Annotated in this window: 17 protein-coding genes and 1 tRNA gene; 6 read left to right on the top strand and 12 right to left on the bottom strand. The window is 52.6% G+C overall.

Going from position 1 to position 21,251, the window contains the following annotated elements:
- Both hemH and HOM51_00175 read right to left on the bottom strand, forming a co-directional pair.
- Window positions 1-686 (bottom strand): ferrochelatase (gene hemH, locus HOM51_00180; GenBank protein ID MBT5032907.1); only part of this gene is annotated, 686 nt, incomplete at its 3' end.
- Window positions 687-1,130: 444 nt separating this feature from the next.
- Window positions 1,131-1,206, bottom strand: a tRNA-Glu gene (locus HOM51_00175).
- A 111-nt stretch (window positions 1,207-1,317) separates the two neighbouring features.
- Between HOM51_00175 and HOM51_00170 the strand changes: the two genes are divergently transcribed.
- Window positions 1,318-2,523 carry a 6-phosphofructokinase gene (locus tag HOM51_00170; protein ID MBT5032906.1) on the top strand — a complete coding sequence of 402 codons (1,206 nt, stop codon included), beginning with the start codon at window positions 1,318-1,320 and terminating at the stop codon, window positions 2,521-2,523.
- Between the two features lie 3 nt (window positions 2,524-2,526).
- Here the strand turns inward: HOM51_00170 and recJ are convergent, their stop codons facing one another.
- The 6 genes from recJ to HOM51_00140 all read right to left on the bottom strand — a co-directional run bounded on the left by recJ (window position 2,527) and on the right by HOM51_00140 (window position 9,799).
- Window positions 2,527-4,323, bottom strand: coding sequence for a single-stranded-DNA-specific exonuclease RecJ (gene recJ / locus HOM51_00165; GenBank protein MBT5032905.1), 1,797 nt, complete (start codon window positions 4,321-4,323; stop codon window positions 2,527-2,529).
- Complete coding sequence (glpX, locus tag HOM51_00160) at window positions 4,320-5,306, bottom strand: class II fructose-bisphosphatase (protein ID MBT5032904.1); 987 nt, start codon at window positions 5,304-5,306, stop codon at window positions 4,320-4,322. The genes recJ and glpX overlap by 4 nt, the downstream gene beginning before the upstream one ends.
- Window positions 5,307-5,342: 36 nt before the next feature.
- A complete protein-coding gene (locus HOM51_00155) occupies window positions 5,343-6,635 on the bottom strand; it encodes a homoserine dehydrogenase (protein MBT5032903.1) in 1,293 nt (430 codons plus the stop codon).
- Window positions 6,632-7,855, bottom strand: a complete 1,224-nt coding sequence (locus tag HOM51_00150; protein MBT5032902.1) for an LL-diaminopimelate aminotransferase — start codon at window positions 7,853-7,855, stop codon at window positions 6,632-6,634. The genes HOM51_00155 and HOM51_00150 overlap by 4 nt, the downstream gene beginning before the upstream one ends.
- 82 nt (window positions 7,856-7,937) lie before the next feature.
- A complete protein-coding gene (locus tag HOM51_00145) occupies window positions 7,938-9,116 on the bottom strand; it encodes an OmpA family protein (GenBank protein MBT5032901.1) in 1,179 nt (392 codons plus the stop codon).
- Between the two features lie 155 nt (window positions 9,117-9,271).
- Complete coding sequence (locus tag HOM51_00140; GenBank protein ID MBT5032900.1) at window positions 9,272-9,799, bottom strand: gamma carbonic anhydrase family protein; 528 nt, start codon at window positions 9,797-9,799, stop codon at window positions 9,272-9,274.
- Window positions 9,800-10,042: 243 nt separating this feature from the next.
- Here HOM51_00140 and HOM51_00135 point away from each other — a divergent pair, with 243 nt between their 5' ends.
- Both HOM51_00135 and HOM51_00130 read left to right on the top strand, forming a co-directional pair.
- Window positions 10,043-11,515 (top strand): DEAD/DEAH box helicase, encoded by a 1,473-nt coding sequence (locus tag HOM51_00135; GenBank protein MBT5032899.1) that lies wholly within the window; start codon window positions 10,043-10,045, stop codon window positions 11,513-11,515.
- A 288-nt stretch (window positions 11,516-11,803) separates the two neighbouring features.
- The gene (locus HOM51_00130; GenBank protein ID MBT5032898.1) at window positions 11,804-12,586 is read left to right on the top strand and encodes a class I SAM-dependent methyltransferase; all 783 of its coding nucleotides are present in this window, start codon (window positions 11,804-11,806) and stop codon (window positions 12,584-12,586) included.
- A 26-nt stretch (window positions 12,587-12,612) separates the two neighbouring features.
- On the opposite strand, the gene HOM51_00125 is transcribed toward HOM51_00130, so the two are convergent.
- From HOM51_00125 to HOM51_00115, 3 genes are all read right to left on the bottom strand, one after another.
- Complete coding sequence (locus HOM51_00125; protein MBT5032897.1) at window positions 12,613-13,746, bottom strand: type III PLP-dependent enzyme; 1,134 nt, start codon at window positions 13,744-13,746, stop codon at window positions 12,613-12,615.
- Window positions 13,747-13,766: 20 nt separating this feature from the next.
- Window positions 13,767-14,759, bottom strand: coding sequence for a sulfur carrier protein ThiS (gene thiS / locus HOM51_00120; protein MBT5032896.1), 993 nt, complete (start codon window positions 14,757-14,759; stop codon window positions 13,767-13,769).
- Between the two features lie 87 nt (window positions 14,760-14,846).
- Window positions 14,847-15,758 carry a DMT family transporter gene (locus tag HOM51_00115; GenBank protein ID MBT5032895.1) on the bottom strand — a complete coding sequence of 304 codons (912 nt, stop codon included), beginning with the start codon at window positions 15,756-15,758 and terminating at the stop codon, window positions 14,847-14,849.
- Between the two features lie 184 nt (window positions 15,759-15,942).
- Between HOM51_00115 and HOM51_00110 the strand changes: the two genes are divergently transcribed.
- From HOM51_00110 to HOM51_00100, 3 genes are all read left to right on the top strand, one after another.
- Complete coding sequence (locus HOM51_00110; protein ID MBT5032894.1) at window positions 15,943-16,953, top strand: aldo/keto reductase; 1,011 nt, start codon at window positions 15,943-15,945, stop codon at window positions 16,951-16,953.
- Window positions 16,954-17,103: 150 nt separating this feature from the next.
- A complete protein-coding gene (gene tcuA / locus HOM51_00105; protein ID MBT5032893.1) occupies window positions 17,104-18,627 on the top strand; it encodes an FAD-dependent tricarballylate dehydrogenase TcuA in 1,524 nt (507 codons plus the stop codon).
- The gene (locus HOM51_00100; GenBank protein ID MBT5032892.1) at window positions 18,596-19,987 is read left to right on the top strand and encodes an MmgE/PrpD family protein; all 1,392 of its coding nucleotides are present in this window, start codon (window positions 18,596-18,598) and stop codon (window positions 19,985-19,987) included. The genes tcuA and HOM51_00100 overlap by 32 nt, the downstream gene beginning before the upstream one ends.
- Before the next feature lie 23 nt (window positions 19,988-20,010).
- Here HOM51_00100 and HOM51_00095 read toward each other — a convergent pair whose 3' ends face one another.
- Entirely contained in the window at window positions 20,011-21,063 is a 1,053-nt protein-coding gene (locus HOM51_00095) for a hypothetical protein (GenBank protein MBT5032891.1), read from the bottom strand.
- Between the last annotated feature and the right edge of the window lie 188 nt (window positions 21,064-21,251).

Raw genomic sequence — 21,251 nt, 5'->3', positions numbered from 1 at the left:
GGATAAGGATCGCCCTGGACGTGATAACGTTTTGGAATGCCATGAAAAGACATGAGTAAGTAGTCAGGTTTCCCATGCTCACGCCAGTGTTCTCGAATACTATTGCTCAGTGCTTGTATGTATAATCCATGATCGTGATAGGAACTCACGGTTCTAGTCTCAGGCACCCAACGCCACTCTCTAAGTATATCTGAAACGGCATCGAAGGTTGAGGCCGTTGTTGCCGCAGCATACTGGGGATAAAGAGGTAAAATTAATATCTTGCCGCAACCTTTGGCTCTGAGCGCTTCAAGCCCCATTTTAATGGAAGGGTGACCGTAACGCATGGCGAGTTCAACATGCGCATTTTCAAGGCCATTCCTTATAATAGATTCTTGAAGCAGAAGAGCTTGTCGTTCGCTGTGAACAAGAAGTGGTGAACCATCTTTTGTCCAAATGCCTTTGTACGCCTTAGCCGAGCGTGCAGGTCTTATATTCAAAATAATTCCATTTAGGACACACCACCATACAAGCCTATTGGCTTCGACAACACGCGGGTCCGACAAGAATTCTTTTAAGTACTTCCGAACGGATGATTTAGTGGGGGCACTAGGCGTGCCGAGATTAGTTACCAAGATGCCTATCGATGGTAAACCGTGTTGATTTCTGTGAGTTGATATTTCGTCAGGTGGAGAGAATGTCAGCATTAAAATTTACCTACTAATTACTTTTTCATCGCCCTGTGAAGACTAGTCTCCTACCGATACTGTGCACGTAATTCAGCGACTGAAGTGGGTCAATTATTTTCTTTGACGGTTCCCCAGCAACAACTCAGTTGCGAACTCCACCTGGTTGAAATCCGTAACGCGCGACATTGATCTTTTCCATCATTTTTGCGGCGTTTGAATACTAGTTAAATTTAACCTGGGTGGTGTGAGGCAAAGGTGGTGTGGCGCAAAGTCTAATCCATCAGGCGTCAATTTCGGTCAATTTGTTGATTGAGGCTGAAATGCTATCAAATCCTGATAATTAGCCAAAAACTACCAATATTAACGCCACACGCTCAAACACGGCTTTTCCGTATATATTCCGTACGAAACACCAAGTTTCAAAGGTGTTAAATATAAGTGATTGATTTATAAGTAGAAAAATGGCGACCCCAACGGGATTCGAACCCGTGTTGCCGGCGTGAAAGGCCAGTGTCCTAGGCCTCTAGACGATGGGGTCGCTAGAAGCTCGTGTGGTCTATATGCCGCGCTCGGTAAAATCAAGACTTTCCAGACCACAAATTAGCAATAAGATTGATTTTTTCCGACCTCATACTGCTGGGAGAGAATTATGCTTAAAGGAAAGGTGCTTGTTGCACAGGGAGGCGGCCCGACCGCAGTCATAAATGAATCCCTCGTTGGTGTTGTGAATGAGGCTCGAAAAGACCCTGGCGTGGACCGAGTCTATGGTGCCCGTTATGGCGTTAGTGGCATCATCAATGAGGAATTCATCGACCTCACACAAGAAACCACCGACAACCTGGAACGCGTCGCTAAAACCCCCTGCTCTGCCCTGGGATCAACACGTGATAAGCCGGACCGACCCTATATTCAAGAAATACTCAAAGTCCTAAAAGCTCATGATATTCAGACGTTTATCTATATTGGGGGCAACGATTCGTCGGCTACGTTGAGCCTGATCGGCCATGAGGCGCAGGCCCAAAACATTTCACTCAGGTGCGTCCACATCCCCAAAACCATCGACAATGACTTGGTGATAAATGACCACACGCCGGGTTATCCCTCCGCCGCGCGGTTCGTTGCCAATGCTTTTGCGGGGGTTAATTTGGACAACCAGGCCCTGCCCGGCGCTTATGTCGGCGTCGTCATGGGGCGCCATGCGGGATTTTTGACCGCGGCCTCAACGCTCGCCCGCCAGGAAGCCGACGATGGGCCGCACTTGATCTATATCCCTGAGCGAAAGTTCGATATGTCTGACTTCCTGACGAAGTTCAAGCAGACTTATGATCGACTTGGACGCTGCGTTGCGGCGGTTTCAGAAGGCATCCGCGATTCAGATGGTCATCTTCTGGCAACACAAGGGCGGGCTGTGGAGACAGACGATCATGGCAATGTTCAGCTCTCCGGCACTGGTGGACTTGCTGATCAATTGACCGCCGCCATCAAACGTGAGCTGAAGATCGAACGGGTCCGCGGTGATACGTTTGGTTATCTGCAGCGTTCATTCGTTGGCTGTGTCTCCGACATAGATCAACGAGAAGCACGAGAGGTTGGCGAAAAAGCGGTGCAATGCGCGCGCTGGGAAAAACAAGATGGCTCCATCACCATCCGTCGCACCGGAAATTATTCCGTCGCCTACGATATTTCGCCGTTAGATGCTGTCGCCGGCAAGACACGTTATATGCCGGATGAATTCATTTCTGTCTCAGGAACAGACGTAACAGAAAAATTCTACCTGTATCTCAGACCCTTGCTCGGCAGCCAAATGCCGGACTTCGCCAAGTTGCGGCGGAATGAGGTGGCGAAGGTTCTTTAAGTCTCACCAAACCGGCGCCGCATCGTCGATCATCAATTGCGGCGATGACACCCCTTGCCATGTGTTGACCCGCAACCTTCCGGTAATATGGAACGGGGCACCGTCGTGGTGGATCAGCGCTTGTCCCAACTCCGTGTCCATACATCTGAAAGCAATGGCGTTTAGCTTTCCTTTGCCCTCCCCACCCAATGTGCACTGAAGGTGGCTTTGATCCGCGCCAACGGCAACCGCCCTGAGTAACTTTGCATTCGGAAAGACGAACCGTGGTTCTGCATTACCCGATCCAAAGGGCTCCAACCGACTGAGGTCGTCCAAGAGGTCCATTCGCGCCGCTTCTACCCGCAGGCTGCCGTCCAAGCTTAGGCTCGGCGCGCCGCCAATCTCTGCCAACCCATCGGCCATTCGCTCGGTGAGGAAGCGTTCCAGTTCGTCCAACTTTTGCGCCTCGACCGTAAAGCCTGCCGCCATGGCATGGCCGCCGCCCTTCACCAGCAACCCTGACTGAGTCGCCGCAATCACAGCTTGGCCAAGATCAATGCCGGTTATCGAACGTGCAGAGCCGTGCCCCGTATCCCCATCAAGCGCCACGACACAGGCTGGACGGTTGTAGCGTTCTTTCAATCGACTGGCGACGATGCCAATGACACCTGGGTGCCAGCCCTCTCCCGCAGCTAAAATGAACGGCGCGTTGGCACCCTCTCCACCGCTACGCTCAACCTCTTCCAAGGCTTCTTCCAGCACCCGCGCTTCGATATCCTGGCGCTCTTTGTTCAAGACGTTGAGGCGCTGGGCAATCTCTGCGGCCTCTCCTTGGTTTTCCGTGCTGAGCAGCCGTGCGCCTAAATCTGAAGCACCCACACGCCCCCCTGCGTTGATGCGCGGGCCGAGCACGAAGCCGGCGTGGTAGGTTCCAGGGGCCTCATCCACCCCGGCCACGTCGGCCAACGCTGTAATCCCCGTATTCGCCCGTCGTGCCATGACTTTGAGCCCTTGAGCGACCAAGGCCCGGTTCACACCCACAAGCGGCACGACGTCACAAACAGTGCCCAACGCCACGATATCCAGCCACTGGAGGAGATTGGGCTCCGTCTTATCCTGATAGAACCCAGCGTCCCGCAGATAACGATTAAGGCCGACCACAAACAAGAACACCAACCCCACCGCCGCCAACTGCCCATGGGCACCGGTCTCATCCAGTCGATTGGGATTGACCACGGCGACCGCCTCAGGAAGGCGCGCGTCGGCTTTATGGTGATCCAAGACAATCACGTCGAGCCCGGCTTTCTTCGCGGCCTCCAAGGGCTCAAACGACCCGGTGCCGCAATCAACCGTAATGACCACGGAGACCCCTGAGTCTTTGAGTTTTAAGAGGGCTGGCGCGTTGGGTCCGTAACCTTCCTTTAGCCGGTCCGGAATATAGAACGTTAAATCTGCACCAATGGCCCGGAAGAATCGGATTAAGACCGCCGACGACGTTGCGCCGTCCACATCATAATCGCCAAAGACCGCGACCTTTTCGTTGTTCTTAATCGCCTCTGCCACCCGCGCACAGGCCGTATCCATATCTAGAAAACTACTTGGGTCAGGTAACAGATCGCGCAGTGTAGGGTCGAGAAACTGCGACGCCTCTTCCAAGCCGACACCGCGGACCGCCAAAATTCGCCCGACGATGTCAGGCACTCCCAAACGCTGGGCCATGGCCAAGGCCGCGCGATCATCGCAGTCTTTTAGTCGCCATCTGCGGCCGTTTAGGGATTTGGTTACACCCAGATACGCGTCCGATAGGGCATCTGATGTCATCCCGAATTGGTCACTCGACTGGCGAATTGATGATGGGATTCGATATAGCGGAGCGTTCCAGTCCGGTGTCTAAGCACCATGGAATGACTGATCGTAACGCCCAGGTCTTTGTGGACCCCACGCAGCATCGGGCCTGTGGTAATGCCAGTGGTCGCGAATGTAACATCTCCCGATGCCATATCGTGAACACCGTAAGTCTGGGTCATATCCGTTATGCCACACGCCATTGCCTGACGTTCGTCATCAGCTGAGCGAATGACTAGTTTTCCCTGCATATGTCCGCCGATACAACTCATCGCAGCCGCCGCCAAAACACCCTGACGTGACCCCCCAATCCCCAAATAAATATCAACCGGGCTGTGCGGCAAATTCGTCGCGATGACGCCATTCACGTCGCCATCGGCAATTAGACGAATGCGCGCACCTGTTTCGCGAACTTTTGCAAGCAGTTCACCATGTCGGGGCCGATCCAGAATACAGACCAGCAGATCGTGGACCTCTACTCCCTTGGCCTTGGCCAATGCATTCAAATTTACAGATGGTTCCTCATCCAGGCTAACCAGGTCATCCGGCAGGCCACTGCCAATTGCGATCTTGTTCATATAGATATCCGGGACATTCAGAAACCCGCCCTCTTCCGTCATGGTAAAGATGGACAGAGCGTTCGGTGCCCCCTTGGCAACAATTGTTGGGCCTTCAATGGGCATTAGGGCAACATCGACCTTGGGCCCGTCGCCTGTTCCCACCTTCTCACCGGTATAGAGTTTCTGCGCTTGGTCTTCTTCGCCTTCGCCAAATTGAATGGTGCCGTCAATCATCACCGTAGCAAGCGCGTCGTGCATCGCATCGACGGCGGCTTGGTCGGCGGCTTGATCATCCCCCCGTCCCATCATTTCAGACGCACCTAACGCGCCAGCCGCTGATACGCGCGCGGCCTCCATGGTAAGATTGCGACCTGTATGGCTCTCTGTGACTTCGGGCATAACGAAGGTAACCGTCGGTTGTTCAAATAGGGTGTCTTAAAACGACTCTATTCGGATCATACGCGGAATCTCTACCACTCCGTCAAGGCTGCCGATGGCTTCAATGGCCCGAACCATCCCGGCTTCTTGCGTTTCATGTACCGTCATCACCACTGAAACCGGCTCCCCAGGTGCCCGGCCCCGCTGTAATACCGCTTCCATGGAGACGCTGTTATCACGTAATACAGCCGCCACATCGGCGAAAACACCCGGCTTGTCGACCACCATCAGGCGGATGTAAAAGGCCCCGACGTGATTCTCCATCGGTGAAACCACAAGCTTTTTCAATTCACTAGCGGGAACACCAAACGTCGGCGACCGACGACCGGCGGCAATATCAACGATGTCGGCAACCACGGCAGATGCCGTCGGCCCTGCCCCAGCCCCCCGGCCTTCATGCATGATGGTGTCAGCAAAGTCCGTATCGGCGACAACCGCATTGAACACACCCTCGACCGCGGCAATTGGTGCATTGATCGCCACCATGCAGGGATGAACCCGTTGTTCGATTCCAGTTTCAGTCTCTGCCACGATTCCCAGGAGTTTGATTCGATACCCCAGTTCACCCGCAAACTGGATATCCATCGGTGAGACGTGGCGAATGCCTTCGATATGAACGGCATCGAAGTTGACTTCACAGCCAAAGGCGAGGCTAGCCAGGATCGCCAGTTTATGGGCCGCGTCAACGCCATCCACATCGAAGCTGGGATCGGCTTCCGCATAGCCTAATTCCTGGGCGTCTTTTAGCACGGCGTCGAACTCACCGCCGTTTTCGCGCATTTCGGTCAGGATATAATTACAAGTCCCATTGAGAATGCCGTACACGCGCTTGAACGTATTGCCTGCCAATCCCTCGCGCAGGGACTTGATGATGGGAATGCCACCGGCCACCGCGGCTTCATAGGCCAACGCGACGCCTGCAGCTTCCGCCTTAGCTGCAAGTTCGGTTCCATGCAACGCAATGAGCGCCTTATTTGCTGTAACCACGTGCTTGTTGTCGGCAATTGCCGCTTCGCATACATCCTTCGCAATCCCGTCCGATCCACCGATCAATTCAACAACAACGTCGGCATCGGCGTCCCGCGCCATCTGACTGGCATCATCGAACCATTCAATACCGTCGAGAGATAGCCCGCGATCTTTGGTTTTGTCCCGTGCGCTGACAGCCGTCACCTGCAGCGCCCGCCCGCATCGGCTGGCTAATAGGTCAGCATGTTCGTTTACGACAGATAGGGTTCCGGCACCGACTGTTCCCAGTCCGGCGATGGCAATCTTCAACGGGTTACTCACTGGGATGCGGCCCTTCGGCTTTCCAAGTCCTCGATTACTTTGTCGTAGTTATTCAAGAACGATTTTATATTTCGGATGGCTTGCCGGGTGCGCTGACGGTTTTCAACCAGGCCGATCCGGACATGCTTGTCACCGTGTTCTCCAAAGCCAATACCCGGTGCCACAGCAACATCGGCTTCACGCAGCAGAAGCTTAGAAAACTCAATCGACCCCAAATGCTCAAATGCATGCGGGATCGGTGCCCAGGCAAACATTGTTGCTTCAGGAGAAGGAACATCCCACCCTGCCTGCACCAGTCCCTCAATCAGGACATCGCGCCGATTGCGATACAATGTCCTGATTTCATCGACACATTCTTGGGGGCCATTTAACGCCGCGGCCGAAGCAACCTGGATTGGCGTGAAGGCACCGTAATCCAGGTAAGATTTAATCCGCGCCAAGGCAGCGATCAGCTTGGTGTTGCCGGAAGCAAACCCGATCCGCCACCCCGGCATGGAATAGGTTTTGCTCATGGAGGTGAATTCGACGGCGATGTCCTTGGCACCGGGAATTTGCAGGATCGACGGTGGCGGGTTGTCATTAAAATAAATTTCTGCGTACGCCAGATCCGACAGAATATAAATCTCATGCGCCCGGCAGAAGGCCACGACCTCCGCATAAAAATCCAAATCAACCAATTCCGCCGTTGGGTTATTGGGGTAGTTCAAGACAACCGCCGTCGGTTTCGGCACACTATGAATAACGGCGCGTTCCAGCGCTTCCATAAAGTTTTCATCTGCCGTGACAGGAATGCTGCGAACAGCGGCGCCTGCGATGATGAACCCAAAGGGATGGATCGGATAGCTAGGATTGGGCACCAGGATCACGTCACCAGGGCTGGTGATGGCAGAGGCCAGATTGGCCAAACCTTCCTTAGACCCAAGTGTCACAATGGTTTCTGTCTCAGGATCAATATCGACACCAAATCGCCGCGCATAGTACCCGGACACAGCCTTTCTAAGCCCCGGAATACCACGTGAGTTCGAATATCGATGGGTCTTTGGGTTCTGCACCGTCTCGACCAGCTTCTCGACAATATGTGGCGGTGTGGGTGAATCTGGATTGCCCATGCCGAAGTCGATGATGTCTTTGCCTGCCGCACGTGCGCGGGCCTTCATCTCATTTACTTCGGCAAAGACATAAGGCGGAAGTCGCCTGATCCGGTGAAATTCCTGTGGCATTTTCTTAAAGTCCTAGTAACCGCAAAAGCGGCCCGTCACGAAACATAAACATCTAAATTTGAACGCAGGTCTATTAACGTTCTCAAGCCGGGAAGTCGATATAAACCTCTGCCCGCCGATTACCAGCTTCGCCTGACGGCATAATTTCAAAATACGCTGGCTCTGTATCAGAAACCGCATCAATGGAAAGTTCGCTCGATTTCAATCCAAGTCGGTGTAATTCCTTGGCGACGATATCGGCGCGAGAGACTGAAATCTGAAAGTTCACCATCTTGTGCCGAACCGGGTCCATATTCCGCGTGCGGCTGCTGGCATGGCCCACGACGACAACTTTTTGACCATTTTTCTGGCGCTTCAATTTCAAGACGTCCCGCAAAATTCGAACATCGCGTCCGGTCAATCTGGCAGACCCATTGGTGAAGATGATGGTCGCAACCTTAACCCGTCCTTTTAAAGCCACGGCCTTTGCCGCAGAACTTGACGATTTTACCGCACCAAAGCGAGGCGCACGATTTCCCGTCGAGGCCTTGACCGTAGCCCTTCCCGCCGATCTTCCCCGGGCGGCGGAGAACGTCGGTTCCCCAGCAACTTCAACGCCAGCGGACGAAATAATCACCGTGCCCAGAGGCTCGGTCGAATAGTCTGAGAATGTGTTCGCCATCTTCATCTGAGGCTCTGGTGTGCTGGGCACCATTGTCGTCATGCTATTGCGAAACGCGTCCTTAACCGGTCCACTCGGCATCGGTGCGGGGGCTGCAATCGGCGGCGGCGCTGGTGCGTTTATCCCTGCTGCCTGAACGGGTGCTGTCGGAATTGCTGGCGGCGGTGGCGGCTCAGACGGACTTGGCGCCGCTTTTGCCATTACTGGCGGTGCAGGTGGCGCAATCGGTGCTGCCTTGGCTGCCGTTCCGCCTTCTCCTTGCCGAGCGATCGGACCAGATGCGTACTGACGGCTTCTGTCACCACCTAATCCTTTAGGGAAGTTCCCTAAGTTGGGTTCCGGCTTGTCGTCACCCGGAGGGGGCGCGCCGCGATCTGCTTGCAGGGTGCCCAGTTTCTTTTCGGACTTCCGTGCCTCTTGCCCTTCTTTGTCGTCGTCGGAAAAGAAATCGACAGTGTTGTCGACCCACTTAACCGGATTAATCGCATCAGGAACCCAAGAACAACCGGCAACCGTTATGGACGTCGCCAAAACCATCCCCGTGACTATGTTGCGGCGGATGCGGGCCTTTTTCAGCCTGCTTTCGTTATCCATCCCCATGATCTTAAAGCCCCTCGTCAAAAAATTTTACTTTGTCGGTGTGATCCCCGAATCCCGGATTATAAAGGAGCGCCCGCCCCACGATCAACAGTGCGCACCTCCGCATATGTCACAAAACCATGAAATATTGTCGTTTTTTTAGCTTGAAAGCAATTTTAGGTCTTAGAAGCCGTTAAATATTCCTGACCCAACGCCACATAGCGCGGTGGAATAACTGTCATCATTTCGATCTCAGCCGCGCTGACATCGCGAATATACTTGGCGGGTGTCCCAGCCCAAAGCTGGCCGCTTTCGACTCGCTTTCCAGGTGTAATGAGTGCTCCGGCAGCAACCATCGCACCTTTTTCAACAACAGCGCCGTCCATCACGGTTGCCGACATCCCAATGAAGCAATTATCTTCCAAGGTACACGCGTGCAGCAAAACCATGTGGGCCACTGTCACGTCGTTACCGATGTATGTGCCAAACGTATTGGTAGCTTCATGAATGACCGTCCCATCTTGAACACTGGAACGCTGACCGATCCGCACCTCGTTAACATCACCACGAATGGTGACCCCGTACCAAATGCTGCTTTCTGCACCAATCACCACATCGCCAATAACAGAAGCCGTTTGGGCCACGAAGGCGGAGTCGTCAATCTCCGGTAAGACGCCTCGAAAGGGTAGGATCAATCCACTCATAAATTTAAATCTCCGATTATTCCAACAGCCACGCCTGCTTCGGCACATCAACTAAAAGTACCCAATTACAGAATCAGAGGCACTTTTTATGGCATAAAACCACCTTTTTCGCACTAAAAAGGCCAAACATTCGCCTTAATCTTGATCGATCATTGACTCGACGGCAAGACCGCCTAAACTCCGCGCGATTGAAAGGAAATGGATTTTTGCTCGACGGACGAGCAGCCATTATATCAACACTGAATGAGTTTTTCTGATCTCGGTTTGAGCGACGAACTTCTGCAAGCTGTAACGGATGCAGGATATTCCACGCCGACCCCAATTCAAGAGCAAGCAATTCCTGTGGTCTTGATGGGCCGCGATATTTTGGGCTGCGCGCAAACGGGCACCGGCAAGACGGCGTCGTTCACCTTGCCAATGATCGATATTCTAGCCCAAGGCCGCGCCAAGGCCCGTATGCCCAGAACATTGATCCTGGAGCCGACCCGAGAACTCGCCGCCCAGGTGGCTGAGAACTTTGAGGTCTATGGCAAATACCATAAGCTTTCCATGGCCCTTCTGATTGGCGGCACATCAATGGCCGAACAAATCAAAGTGATCGACCGGGGACCGGATGTGTTGATCGCGACGCCAGGTCGCCTGATGGACTTATTCGACCGTGGCCGGCTTTTGCTGAACGACGTTCGAATCCTGGTGATCGACGAAGCGGACCGGATGCTCGACATGGGGTTCATTCCCGATGTGGAGAAAATCGTCTCCCTACTGTCACCGATGCGTCAGACGCTGTTTTTCTCGGCAACGATGCCGCCGGAAATCAAGCGCCTTGCCGACGCGTTCTTGATGAACCCCAAGGAAATCACTGTCGCCCCTCCTTCAACGCCGGCCAAAACTGTCACTCAAGCTTTGGTAACGGTCCAACACAAGGATGGAAAACGGCCCGGTGGCGGTCAGAAAGAGAAACGTGCGGCGCTGAGGGACATTCTCAAATCGGAAACTGTTAGAAATGCGCTGATCTTCTGCAATCGCAAACGTGATATCGGCGTTTTACATCGTTCGCTCACCAAGCACGGCTATAACGTCGGGCAATTACATGGTGATATGTCGCAGCCATCGCGCATGGAAATGCTGGAGCGTTTCAAGAACGAAGAAGTACATCTTTTGATTTGCAGTGATGTCGCGGCTAGAGGCTTGGATATTCCAGACCTCAGCCACGTCTTTAATTATGATGTTCCGACCCATGCCGAAGACTACGTTCATCGTATCGGACGCACAGGACGAGCTGGAAAAGAAGGTAAGGCCTTCACAATCGCAACCAAGGAAGACGGAAAATATATCAATGAAATTGAAACCCTTATTGGGTTGAAAATTCCAGGCTTGGATCAAGCGAAAAAGGCGCGCCCTGCTGCAGAAGAAGCAATGCCCGTTAAAGCAAAGCCAGCTAAAGAAAAGCCGGTTGAAGATAAGGTAGCAGAAGATACGGCGGTAGAATCTGCAGAACCGGAAGCACCCGTTCAGGAACCACCTAAAGAAATCAAAGAAGAGCCCAAACAGGCCAAACCAGTAGCCGAAAGTAAACCAAAGCGCCAACGTAATCGCGACCGCGACCGCTCCGCCAAGCAACCCGAACCCGAAAAGAATCGCAACAGCGGATCAAACGTCGGCATGGGCGATCATACTCCCGCATTTTTGTTGCGGCCTGTTAAAACCTCTTCATAACCCCCTGTTAAACAATTGATAATTTCTGCTGCGCGTTAGACTCAATTGGTCTAAAAACGCTCCCAAATTGATCAATTTTTTACTATTTCACCATCGATATATTGTGATAACGCCTTCTAAAAACTCCATATGTAGTTGGCAAAGCTATATGTAGTAGTAACGCATCCAAAACGACTGTTGAATAGAAAACTCTTACTGCACAGTTGAATTTTCCAGAATTCTCCCATAAATTTATTCTCTCTTCAGCTGTCATATTTGCCGTTCCGATACTTTAATGGAAACTAGATCATGGCTGAATTAGGCTCTGCGATCCCCCTTCCCGCTGCAGCAAGCCCCAAAGAACCTTGCAAAATTTGCGGCGGTAAAAGCGCCTTATTTGGCACTCTTGATTTCAATCGGGCCTGTTCAGAAATTTTGGGTATAAAACTCCCGCCATTTGGGGTCCCCGTTTACTATCACCGATGTGAGAAATGTGGTTTTTTGTTTACCACCGGATTTGATGAGTGGAATTCAGAAAACTTCGAAACCTGGATCTATAACGACGACTACATCACAATCGATCCCGACTATAAGGACGTACGCCCAAAAGTTTTTGCCGATTTATTCATCAAAAATCTTGGTGACTTCAAAGAAACCCTATCAATTCTCGACTTTGGGGGCGGCGATGGACAAATGGTAACCCTCCTAAAACAAGCTGGATTTACCAATATTGAGTGGTATGACCCCTTTACTTCAGAAGAGAAATCTGTTCCCACCGGCCCCTACGACCTCGTCACCTGCATCGAAGTCATGGAACACACCACAACGCCCCATGAAACGGTTCAATCTATTGCCAAACTGGTGGGAGAGGATAGTGCCGTGCTTATTTCAACCAAGATTCAGCCAGACACGATCTTATCTGAGCGCCTAAATTGGTGGTACGTCAGACCGCGAAACGGCCATGTCTCAATTTACACAAAGAAGGCACTTTCGGAACTTTGGAAGGACTATGGATTTCAAATGATACATCGATCAAGTGGAACCCATATAGCGTACAAGGGTAACCCTAAGTATTTGAATATTATTCAATAATTTTACTTAACTTATAACCAGTAAATTTATATATAATGCGATTTTAAAGGTGCAATTCCATTAAAGCCAACAGACGCATACGTCGTCGTATAAGCACCGGTATTCAGCAACCGAACCCTGTCCCCAGTTTTGAGTTCCAAGGGTAATTTGTAATCCGAATTCTCGTACAAAATATCTGCGCCATCACATGTCGGTCCGGCCAACACGACAGGCCCTTCCGGACTACCGTCATAGTCTGTTGAAATTGGATAACGAATGGCTTCATCCATGGTCTCGGCAAGCCCAGAGAACTTACCGACATCCAAATAAACCCACCGCGTCGCGTCATCATAAGATTTTTGCGAGATCAGCACGACCTCGGTCTCAAGAACCCCCGCATCTGCACATATGATCCGCCCAGGTTCAGTTGCTATCGCCGGCAGATCATTGCCAAAATGACGGGTCAACGCGCTCATGATCGAGTCTGTTGCTTGAGCAACATCAGGAACACCGTTGCCGCGGTATTTTACCGGAACGCCGCCGCCAATATTGAGCATTTTCAGCTCTATGCCCCGGCCACGAAGGTCAGAGAAAACAAGGGCTGCGCGTCCGATCGCCAAGTCCCATTGCTCCAGGTTGCGCTGCTGGGAACCGACATGAAATGAAATGCCATGGGGGTTCAATCCGCAGTCCTGAGCAGTTGCCATCAAATCAACCGCCATATCCAAATCACAGCCAAACTTTCGCGACAACGGCCAGTCCGCCCCCGCGCCCTCCACGCTTATGCGGCAAAACACCTTGGATTTTGGCGCTTCAGCGGCCAACTTTGCCAGCTCAACCTGGCTATCAAAGGCATAGAGCCGGACACCGTGGGCATAGGCCTGGGCAATATCGGCGGATTTTTTAATGACATTGCCGTAGGCGATTCGATCAGGTGTTGCCCCTGTCGCCAGGCACATTTCAATTTCCGGTAGGCTGGCCGCATCGAACGACGCGCCCTCTTCGTGAAGTAGATTTAAAATTTCGGGTGCTGGATTGGCCTTCACCGCATAGAAGATCTCTGCCAATGGCAGGCGGTCCCGAAACGCACGATAGTTCCGCCGCACGATATCCTTATCAACAACCAGATAAGGCGTTTTCAGTGTTTGTTCCGATAGGAATCGATCAATTTTGGAGGTCATCGTCGCGCCAAACTTAAACGCTAAATCAAACCCGCAAGCGGAGACGACGGATCAGCGTACTGTTTCCGGGGCATCCGCCCGGCCAAATACGCCATACGGCCCGCTTTAACTGCGTGTTTCATGGCACGGCCCATCAAAATAGGGTCCTTGGCCTCGGCAATCGCCGTGTTCATCAGCACACCATCAACGCCTAACTCCATGGCAATGGCAGCATCTGACGCCGTACCGACGCCTGCGTCCACAATAACCGGTACGCTAGATTGTTCGACGATCAGGCGAATGTTCACCGGATTCTGCACACCCAAGCCCGAACCAATGGGGGCTGCCAGCGGCATGATCGCGACACAGCCCAAATCTTCCAGCCGTTTCGCCATGATCGGGTCGTCTGAGCAATAGACCATGACCTTAAAGTCTTCCTTGATAAGGGCTTCGGCGGCCTCAAGGGTCTCAATCATCTTCGGATATAATGTTTTCTGGTCGCCGAGAACCTCAAGTTTTACGAGGTCCCAGCCACCTGCTTCTCTTGCCAGCCGAAGGGTACGAAGCGCATCGTCGGCCGTAAAGCAGCCTGCCGTATTCGGCAGATAGGTGTATTTCTTAGGATCAATAAAATCCATCAGCATGGGCTGGCTGGGATCAGAGATATTAACCCTGCGCACAGCAACCGTGACCATTTCCGCCCCTGCCGCATCAACGGCCAAACGGTTTTGTTCGTAGTCTTTGTATTTGCCGGTACCAACGATCAGCCGCGACTTAAATTTGTGTCCGGCAATCTCCAACACATCATCGTCTTCTGATGCTGGTCCATCCGGCGCACCGCCGCCAATGAAATGAACGATCTCCAGTTTATCGCCATCGCTCAGCGGCGTTTGCCCATATTGTGACTTCGGCACAATCTCCAGGTTGCGTTCGACGGCGACCTTGCGGACATCGATCCCGATTTCACCCAGGAGTTGTTCCACGGTGATAGACATATCAAAGCTGCGGCTTTCGCCGTTAATGGTCAGTTGCATCAAAATTTCCGTCGGTTGGTAGGTAATACGGGTCCCCATTATTATGGAACTCCAACCCTCTCGTTTCAAGGTGTCAAACGCCTCTCTTCAGGCCGCCGGAAATTTAGCTTCTCGGCTAAGTACTGCTTCCCGTCTGGCAATATAGCTGGTTGACGCGACAATAATTGCGCCGCCGGCCCAGGTCCAGATGTCTGGAAGTTCTGAGAATACGAAGAAACCTATTAAGGCTGCGATGATCAGGCGGATAAAATTGAACGGCTCCAAGGCGCTGACTTCGGATCGATTGTAAGCCATCGTCATCGTAAAGTGCGCGCCACCCACCATAAAACCTACAGCCGCTAACATGGCCAATTGCGTCAGATCCGGCCAACGCCAGACATAAAATGCCAGGCAAAAGGTAATGGGGATTTGCAACAAAGCGACCCAAGCCCCAATCGTGACCGGTTTATCCGTCTTCGTCAGTTGTTTGGCGAATATTCTCGAACCACTCGCCAAGATGATCGATAAAAGTACAAACAAAAACCCATAACTGACCGATTGAAATCCCGGTCGCACGATTAAAAGCGCACCGCAAATTCCAACTCCCAGCGCCGTCCAACGTCTGAGATGGGCTCTTTCCCCCAGAAATATGACAGCGCCTATTGTCGTGAACAACGGACTGGTTAAGGCCAGCGCTGTGGCATCCGCCAACGGCACCAGTGAAATCGCGATATACCACGTAGTTAAGCCGCCAGCGTTAAAAAACGAGCGGATGAAATGGACGTGAAACTTTTGGGTTCGCAAAGGTTGAAATTTTGTCCGCAACAACCACGGCAAATAAAACGCGAACGAAAACACGCTGGCGAAAAAGGCAATCTCGTATGGATGAATTGTTTTACCAACACCGCGAACAAATCCGTGAGAGCCGGTAAACAGCGACACGGACAGAAGCATGAGCAATGCAGAGCCCATGAAGGTCGCGTTGGATGCAGCTTGAAGGCCAGCACGAGACGTATTCATTTGTTTTTGTGCTTTCTGATGCCTGCAAGGGTTTGGAAAACGCGCTAAATTGAGGCTTGGACCTCGCGAAGACGTCCAGCGTAAACTGATATTTATGCCGCCTCAAGGGCGTGCAAAACTCGCGCTATCAATTGCGTGTTGAATTAGTTAAGGTCGCAATAGTCAATTCAAGGGGGATTTAAAATTGGAATATCGATATCTTGGTAATAGTGGTTTACGCGTTTCCGCCATCAGTCTCGGCTCGATGAACTTCGGTGCCACGACAAGCGAGGCGACCGCCCGTCAAATGGTCAATTTTGCACGCGATAAAGGCGTCAATTTTATTGATTCTGCCGATGCCTATGTTGGTGGAAAAGCCGAAGTAATTACCGGCAAACTGATCAAAAAGGACCGTGCCGATTGGGTTCTTGCGACGAAAGTCGGTCAACAAGACGGCCCTCCGGAACGCAAGATGGGACTTTCCAAAAAATGGATGATGGAAGCCATCGATAACAGCCTGACACGGCTCGGCACTGATTACGTGGATATCTATTACATGCACCATGTCGACTGGGCGACCCCCCTGGAAGAAAGCATTTCCGCGATGGGTGAGATCATCGCCTCAGGTAAAGCACAGTATTGGGGGTTCTCCAATCACCGTGCCTGGCAGATCGGTGAGCTGGCGCATTTGTGCGACAGACTGGGCTGCCCACGCCCCATCATCGCCCAGCCCCTCTATAACATGGTCAATCGTCAGGTAGAGGCCGATCTTCTGCCAGCCTGCGAATATTATGGCATCGGCGTCACCCCCTACTCGGCCTTAGCCCGTGGCGTGCTCACCGGTAAATACGCATTCGGAAAAGATGCGCCTTCCAATTCACGCGCTGGACGCGGTGATCCGTCGATCCTCAGTCGAGACTTCCAAAAGGAATCGTTCCAAGTGGTCGAGAAGATCAAAAAGTACATCGCAAAACGCAACATGACCCCATCAGATTTCGCCGTAAATTGGCTTCTCAACAACCAATTGGTCACCAGCGTCATCGGCGGCCCCAGAACAATGGGCCACTGGCGGGCTTCCGTGAATGCCATCAAACACGACTTCACGGCAGAGGATGAAGCGTTCGTGAACACCTTGGTAGCCCCGGGCCACCCCGCAACCCCAGGCCATACATGGGGTCGCTATCCGGTCCAAGGGCGGCGCGCAATTAACGGATAAGATCGTTTTTGATGAGGAGAATGAGGCGTTCGAGACATTCTCCGGTTATCGGGTGCTTTTCTGCGATTGGCGGTTAAGGTCCATCAGGACAGCCTCCCCTCACATAAGGCCAATCAAATAATAGCTAAATCTGGAATGGAATTATAAAGCATGAACGACGTCACGAATTCAGGACCGACATCCGCAGCCTGGGATGTCCTGGTGGTAGGTAAGGGCAATGCGGCGCTTTGTGCGGCACATGCAGCAGTCAACCAAGGGGCAAGCGTCGCGATGCTGGAAGCTGCTCCTCAAGAGGAGTCTGGCGGAAATAGTAGTTTTGCCGGCGGAGTCATGCGCTTTGCCTATGACGGCGTCGAAGACCTCAAGAAACTATGTGACCTAACCGAAGACGAACTCAAAGATACCGACTGGGAGAGCAACACCGTCGATGAATTCTACGATGATCTATTCCGCGTCACGAGCTTCCGCACCGATCCTGAATTAAGTGAAATTCTGGTCACACGTAGCCTGGAAACAATGGTCTGGCTGCGCGAACAAGGCGCTCACTTCGTCCCCAACTACCGCCATCAGTCCGCCGTTGTTGACGGCAAGCGTCATTTCTTTGGCCGGATGCCGATGTGGATGGTCGGCGGTGGCCCTGGACTGGTCAAAGACCTTACAGAGTCAGCCATAAAAAAAGGCGTCGATATTTTTTACGAGACCCGCGCTGTTTCCCTTATTCAAGATGACAACAAAGTCTGCGGTATTAAGGCCAACACGCCTGAAGGGTCGCGGGAATTTTTAGCCAAGCGTGTCGTTCTCGCCTGTGGCGGTTTCGAAGCCAACACCGAGTGGCGCACGCGTTATCTTGGGCCCGGCTGGGATGTGGCCAAGGTCCGCGGATCGCGCTTCAACGTGGGCGATGGCTTACGCATGGCGCTTGATATTGGGGCTTGTCCCTTCGGCAATTGGTCTGGTCGGCATGCGGTTTCGTGGGAAAGGTATGCGCCGGAATACGGTGATCTCAATATTCGCGAAAGCTCATACCGACACAGCTTCCCGCTCTCGATCATGGTCAATGCGGACGGCAAGCGCTTCGTTGACGAAGGCATAGAATTCTACAACTACACCTATGCAAAGTATGGCGCTGAAGTACTCAAGCAACCGGACCAATTCGCCTACCAAGTGTTTGATGCCAAGGGGGCGGCCCTGTTGCGTCCTGAATATGGCGATAAGAACGTGACCCGCATGGTCGCGAATTCGTTGGAGGAACTTGCCGAGAAACTAGATGGGGTCAACCCAGATGGCTTCCTCAAGACGGTGCGCGAATATAACGACTCAATTAAGAAAGACGTCCCCTTTGATCACTCGATCAAGGATGGCCGCAGCACCGTCGGCATTGAACCGGCAAAATCGAACTGGGCAATCGTGCTCGATACGCCGCCGTTTGAGGCCTATGCGGTAACCTGTGGCATTACCTTCACCTTCGGCGGATTGCGGACGGTTGCAGAGACCGGCCAAGTACTTGATGTCCATTTGCACCAGATTCCCGGCCTGTACACAGCCGGTGAAATGGTCGGCGGTATCTTCTATTTCAACTATCCGGCGGGAACGGGTCTGGTTTCCGGCACTGTATTTGGTCGGATCGCGGGTGAGGCCGCAGGTGCTTCAGCCGTCGCTGAGAAAAGCGCCTAATCTAATGCTCACCGAGCGCCTCGCTGAATTCGTCGCGGATCAGTCTCTCGATGACATCCCTGATGAGGTCTATGACGCGGCCAGGGATGCGGTTATTGATACGCTTGGTGTCGCGTTCGCGGGGTCGGGTGAGCCCGTTGCTGATATTGCGGCTTCATGGGTGGCTGAAACCGGCGCACCGTCCCGTGCGACGATTTGGGGTCGCGGGCTTGGCGGTTCTGCCGCAGACGCTGCTTTCGCCAACGGTATTAGCGCCCATGCGCTTGATTTCGACGACAGCCATCCCGGCGGCCGAGGACACATAAGCGCTTGTTTAGTGCCAACCGTGCTGACCATGGGCGAGGTTTTAGGATCTTCCGGGCGCGAAGTATTGGCCGCCTACGCAATCGGCCTGGAACTGGCGAGCGTTGTTGGACGTGCATTTGGTCCCGGGCATCAACGCCACGGCTGGCATCCAACTGCGACCGTCGGGACGATCGCTGCAACGACCGCCGCTGCACGTTTATCCGGACTTGATGCAGAGGGTGTTGCCCGCGCCTGGGGGATAGCCGGCTCTGAGGTCAGCGGTCTCGCCAGAAACTTTGGCACAATGACGAAGCCATTTCATATTGGTCGCGCCGCGCAAACAGGTGTCACGGCAGCGGGACTTGCAGAAAAAGGACTCACTGCCGACGGGACCATTTTTGATGACGCCGGAAGCGTTATAGATGTCTACGCCGGTGGCGATGGCGAACCAATTGAGTACGTTGTCGCAAGCCTCTGCCATCCTTGGGCTGTTGTCTCCCCTGGAAACTGCGTCAAGCAATGGCCGTGCTGCTACTCCGGGCATCGCACCATTGCGACCCTCGTTGACCTTAGGGGACAACACGAAATAAATGCGGATAACGTGACGGAGGTATCCATAGCATTCCTGCCGGGCGGCGATGCGTCACTGCTCAGCACTGACCCGCAAACCGGGCTAGAGGGAAAATTCAGCATCGAATATATTGTCGCGGCGTTGCTGCTGGAGGGGACGCTGAAGATGGCGACCTTCACCGATGCCATGGTGCAACGACCAGAGGCCCGCAAACTTATGCAACGAGTCCGCCGTATTTATATTCCAGACGAGAATTTTTATTCAGGAATAGCTGGCTATAACGACATCACCGTAACCACCAAAAACGACCAGTTTGAGGTGCGTGAAGATCGCGTTCCTGGATCTCGCGTCTGGCCGATGAGTGCACAAGAAAGAGACGCCAAGTTTACCGATTGCGTCACGCCAATCCTTGGCCGTTCTAAGACGGCGGCGCTGCTCGAGCAGATTAAGCATATCCACTCGATCAACGACATTGGAACTCTGCTAAAGATAACTCCAAAATAAAATTAAAACATCGCGAGTAGAGATCAGGCCGTCCAACGTTGATTCTGAGCCATTTTTCGGTCGATAGTCGCGACGATCTGATCAACGTTGGAATTTGCCATACCCAAGCTCCGACCGACGAGTTGGATCAGCATATCGACACGTTCAACAATCGGGGCTCCCGACTCAACGGCACGCGCGTTTGACGATGGTTTAAGCAAATTCTCCGCGGCTGCGGCATATTTTTCGAACGGCACTTGATCGGCAGGATCGGCACCCAACCGCCGAACCAGAGCTTCAACATATTCGTAAATCTCCCGAGATAGGGCCAAATCGCCATGCACCGCCTCGTTGATTGCAATTGCATTTCCGGGGGTGATGCAACGATAGTTACCCGTTAGCAGCATGCTCCACTTTGACAGTGGAATAAAAAGTGACTCGAAGACCCGCAGCTTGACTGGAACGTCCTTACCATCAAGGCGTACGTCAGCAATGTCAGCCGCCAAGCGATTCAACAACTCGTTTGCTTCCGGTGTACCAAATGCCGCTGCCCGGAAATTTGTCGGTAACCCAACCAGTAGTTTATTAGGCGTTTCATCCGGCAGACGATAGGCCTGTGGGTCCGGGCTACACAGCGTTACCAAGTCCGGATCAAACCGGTCCCAAATACGGGCATCGGTGAAACTGCGCTCCAAACCTGTGGTATCAAACCCAGGAATTCGTTTTAAAAACGGAATCGGCGGCATGTTCATGATCGATAAACAGGGAATTCGTTCCTCCGCAATGCGTACCAATAATGTTCGGAGAGAATGGGCGATGTACTGTGGTTCCTGCATCGCAAGGCCGACGAGGTCATAAGCTCCGGCGTCAACATCTTGAGGAACCCGGGCGTCGAGTTTTCCTGGTAAATCGCGGGAGAAAATGGCGCGATGGGTATCCTCACCCTTCAATTTTACCCGCACCTCCGTGCCTTCAGCATTGATTAGTTTTGCCGTATCTGATCTGCAAACGAGGGTAACGTTGTGCCCGGCCATTAAGAGTTTGGTCGCAAGAAGAGAACCGTAAGAGGCACCAAGAATGAGAATATTGTCGGACATTTAGTTAATCCTTTTCAAAAAGTTAGTTTTAACGCCTACCCCGTGGACAAGAATTTTTCGATATCCGACTTATCGGCCCTCAAAAATCGTTATTTCCCCGGTATATGTATAAGAAGTATGGCATATAATTTTTCTCGACAACCCGTTTCCAGCATGACAACTCATCTGAAAAAATAAGTAAATTGTTT

The sequence above is a fragment of the Rhodospirillaceae bacterium genome, assembly GCA_018660465.1.
GTDB lineage: Bacteria > Pseudomonadota > Alphaproteobacteria > Rhodospirillales > JABJKH01 > JABJKH01.
This window is presented reverse-complemented; position numbering and strand designations above follow the sequence as displayed.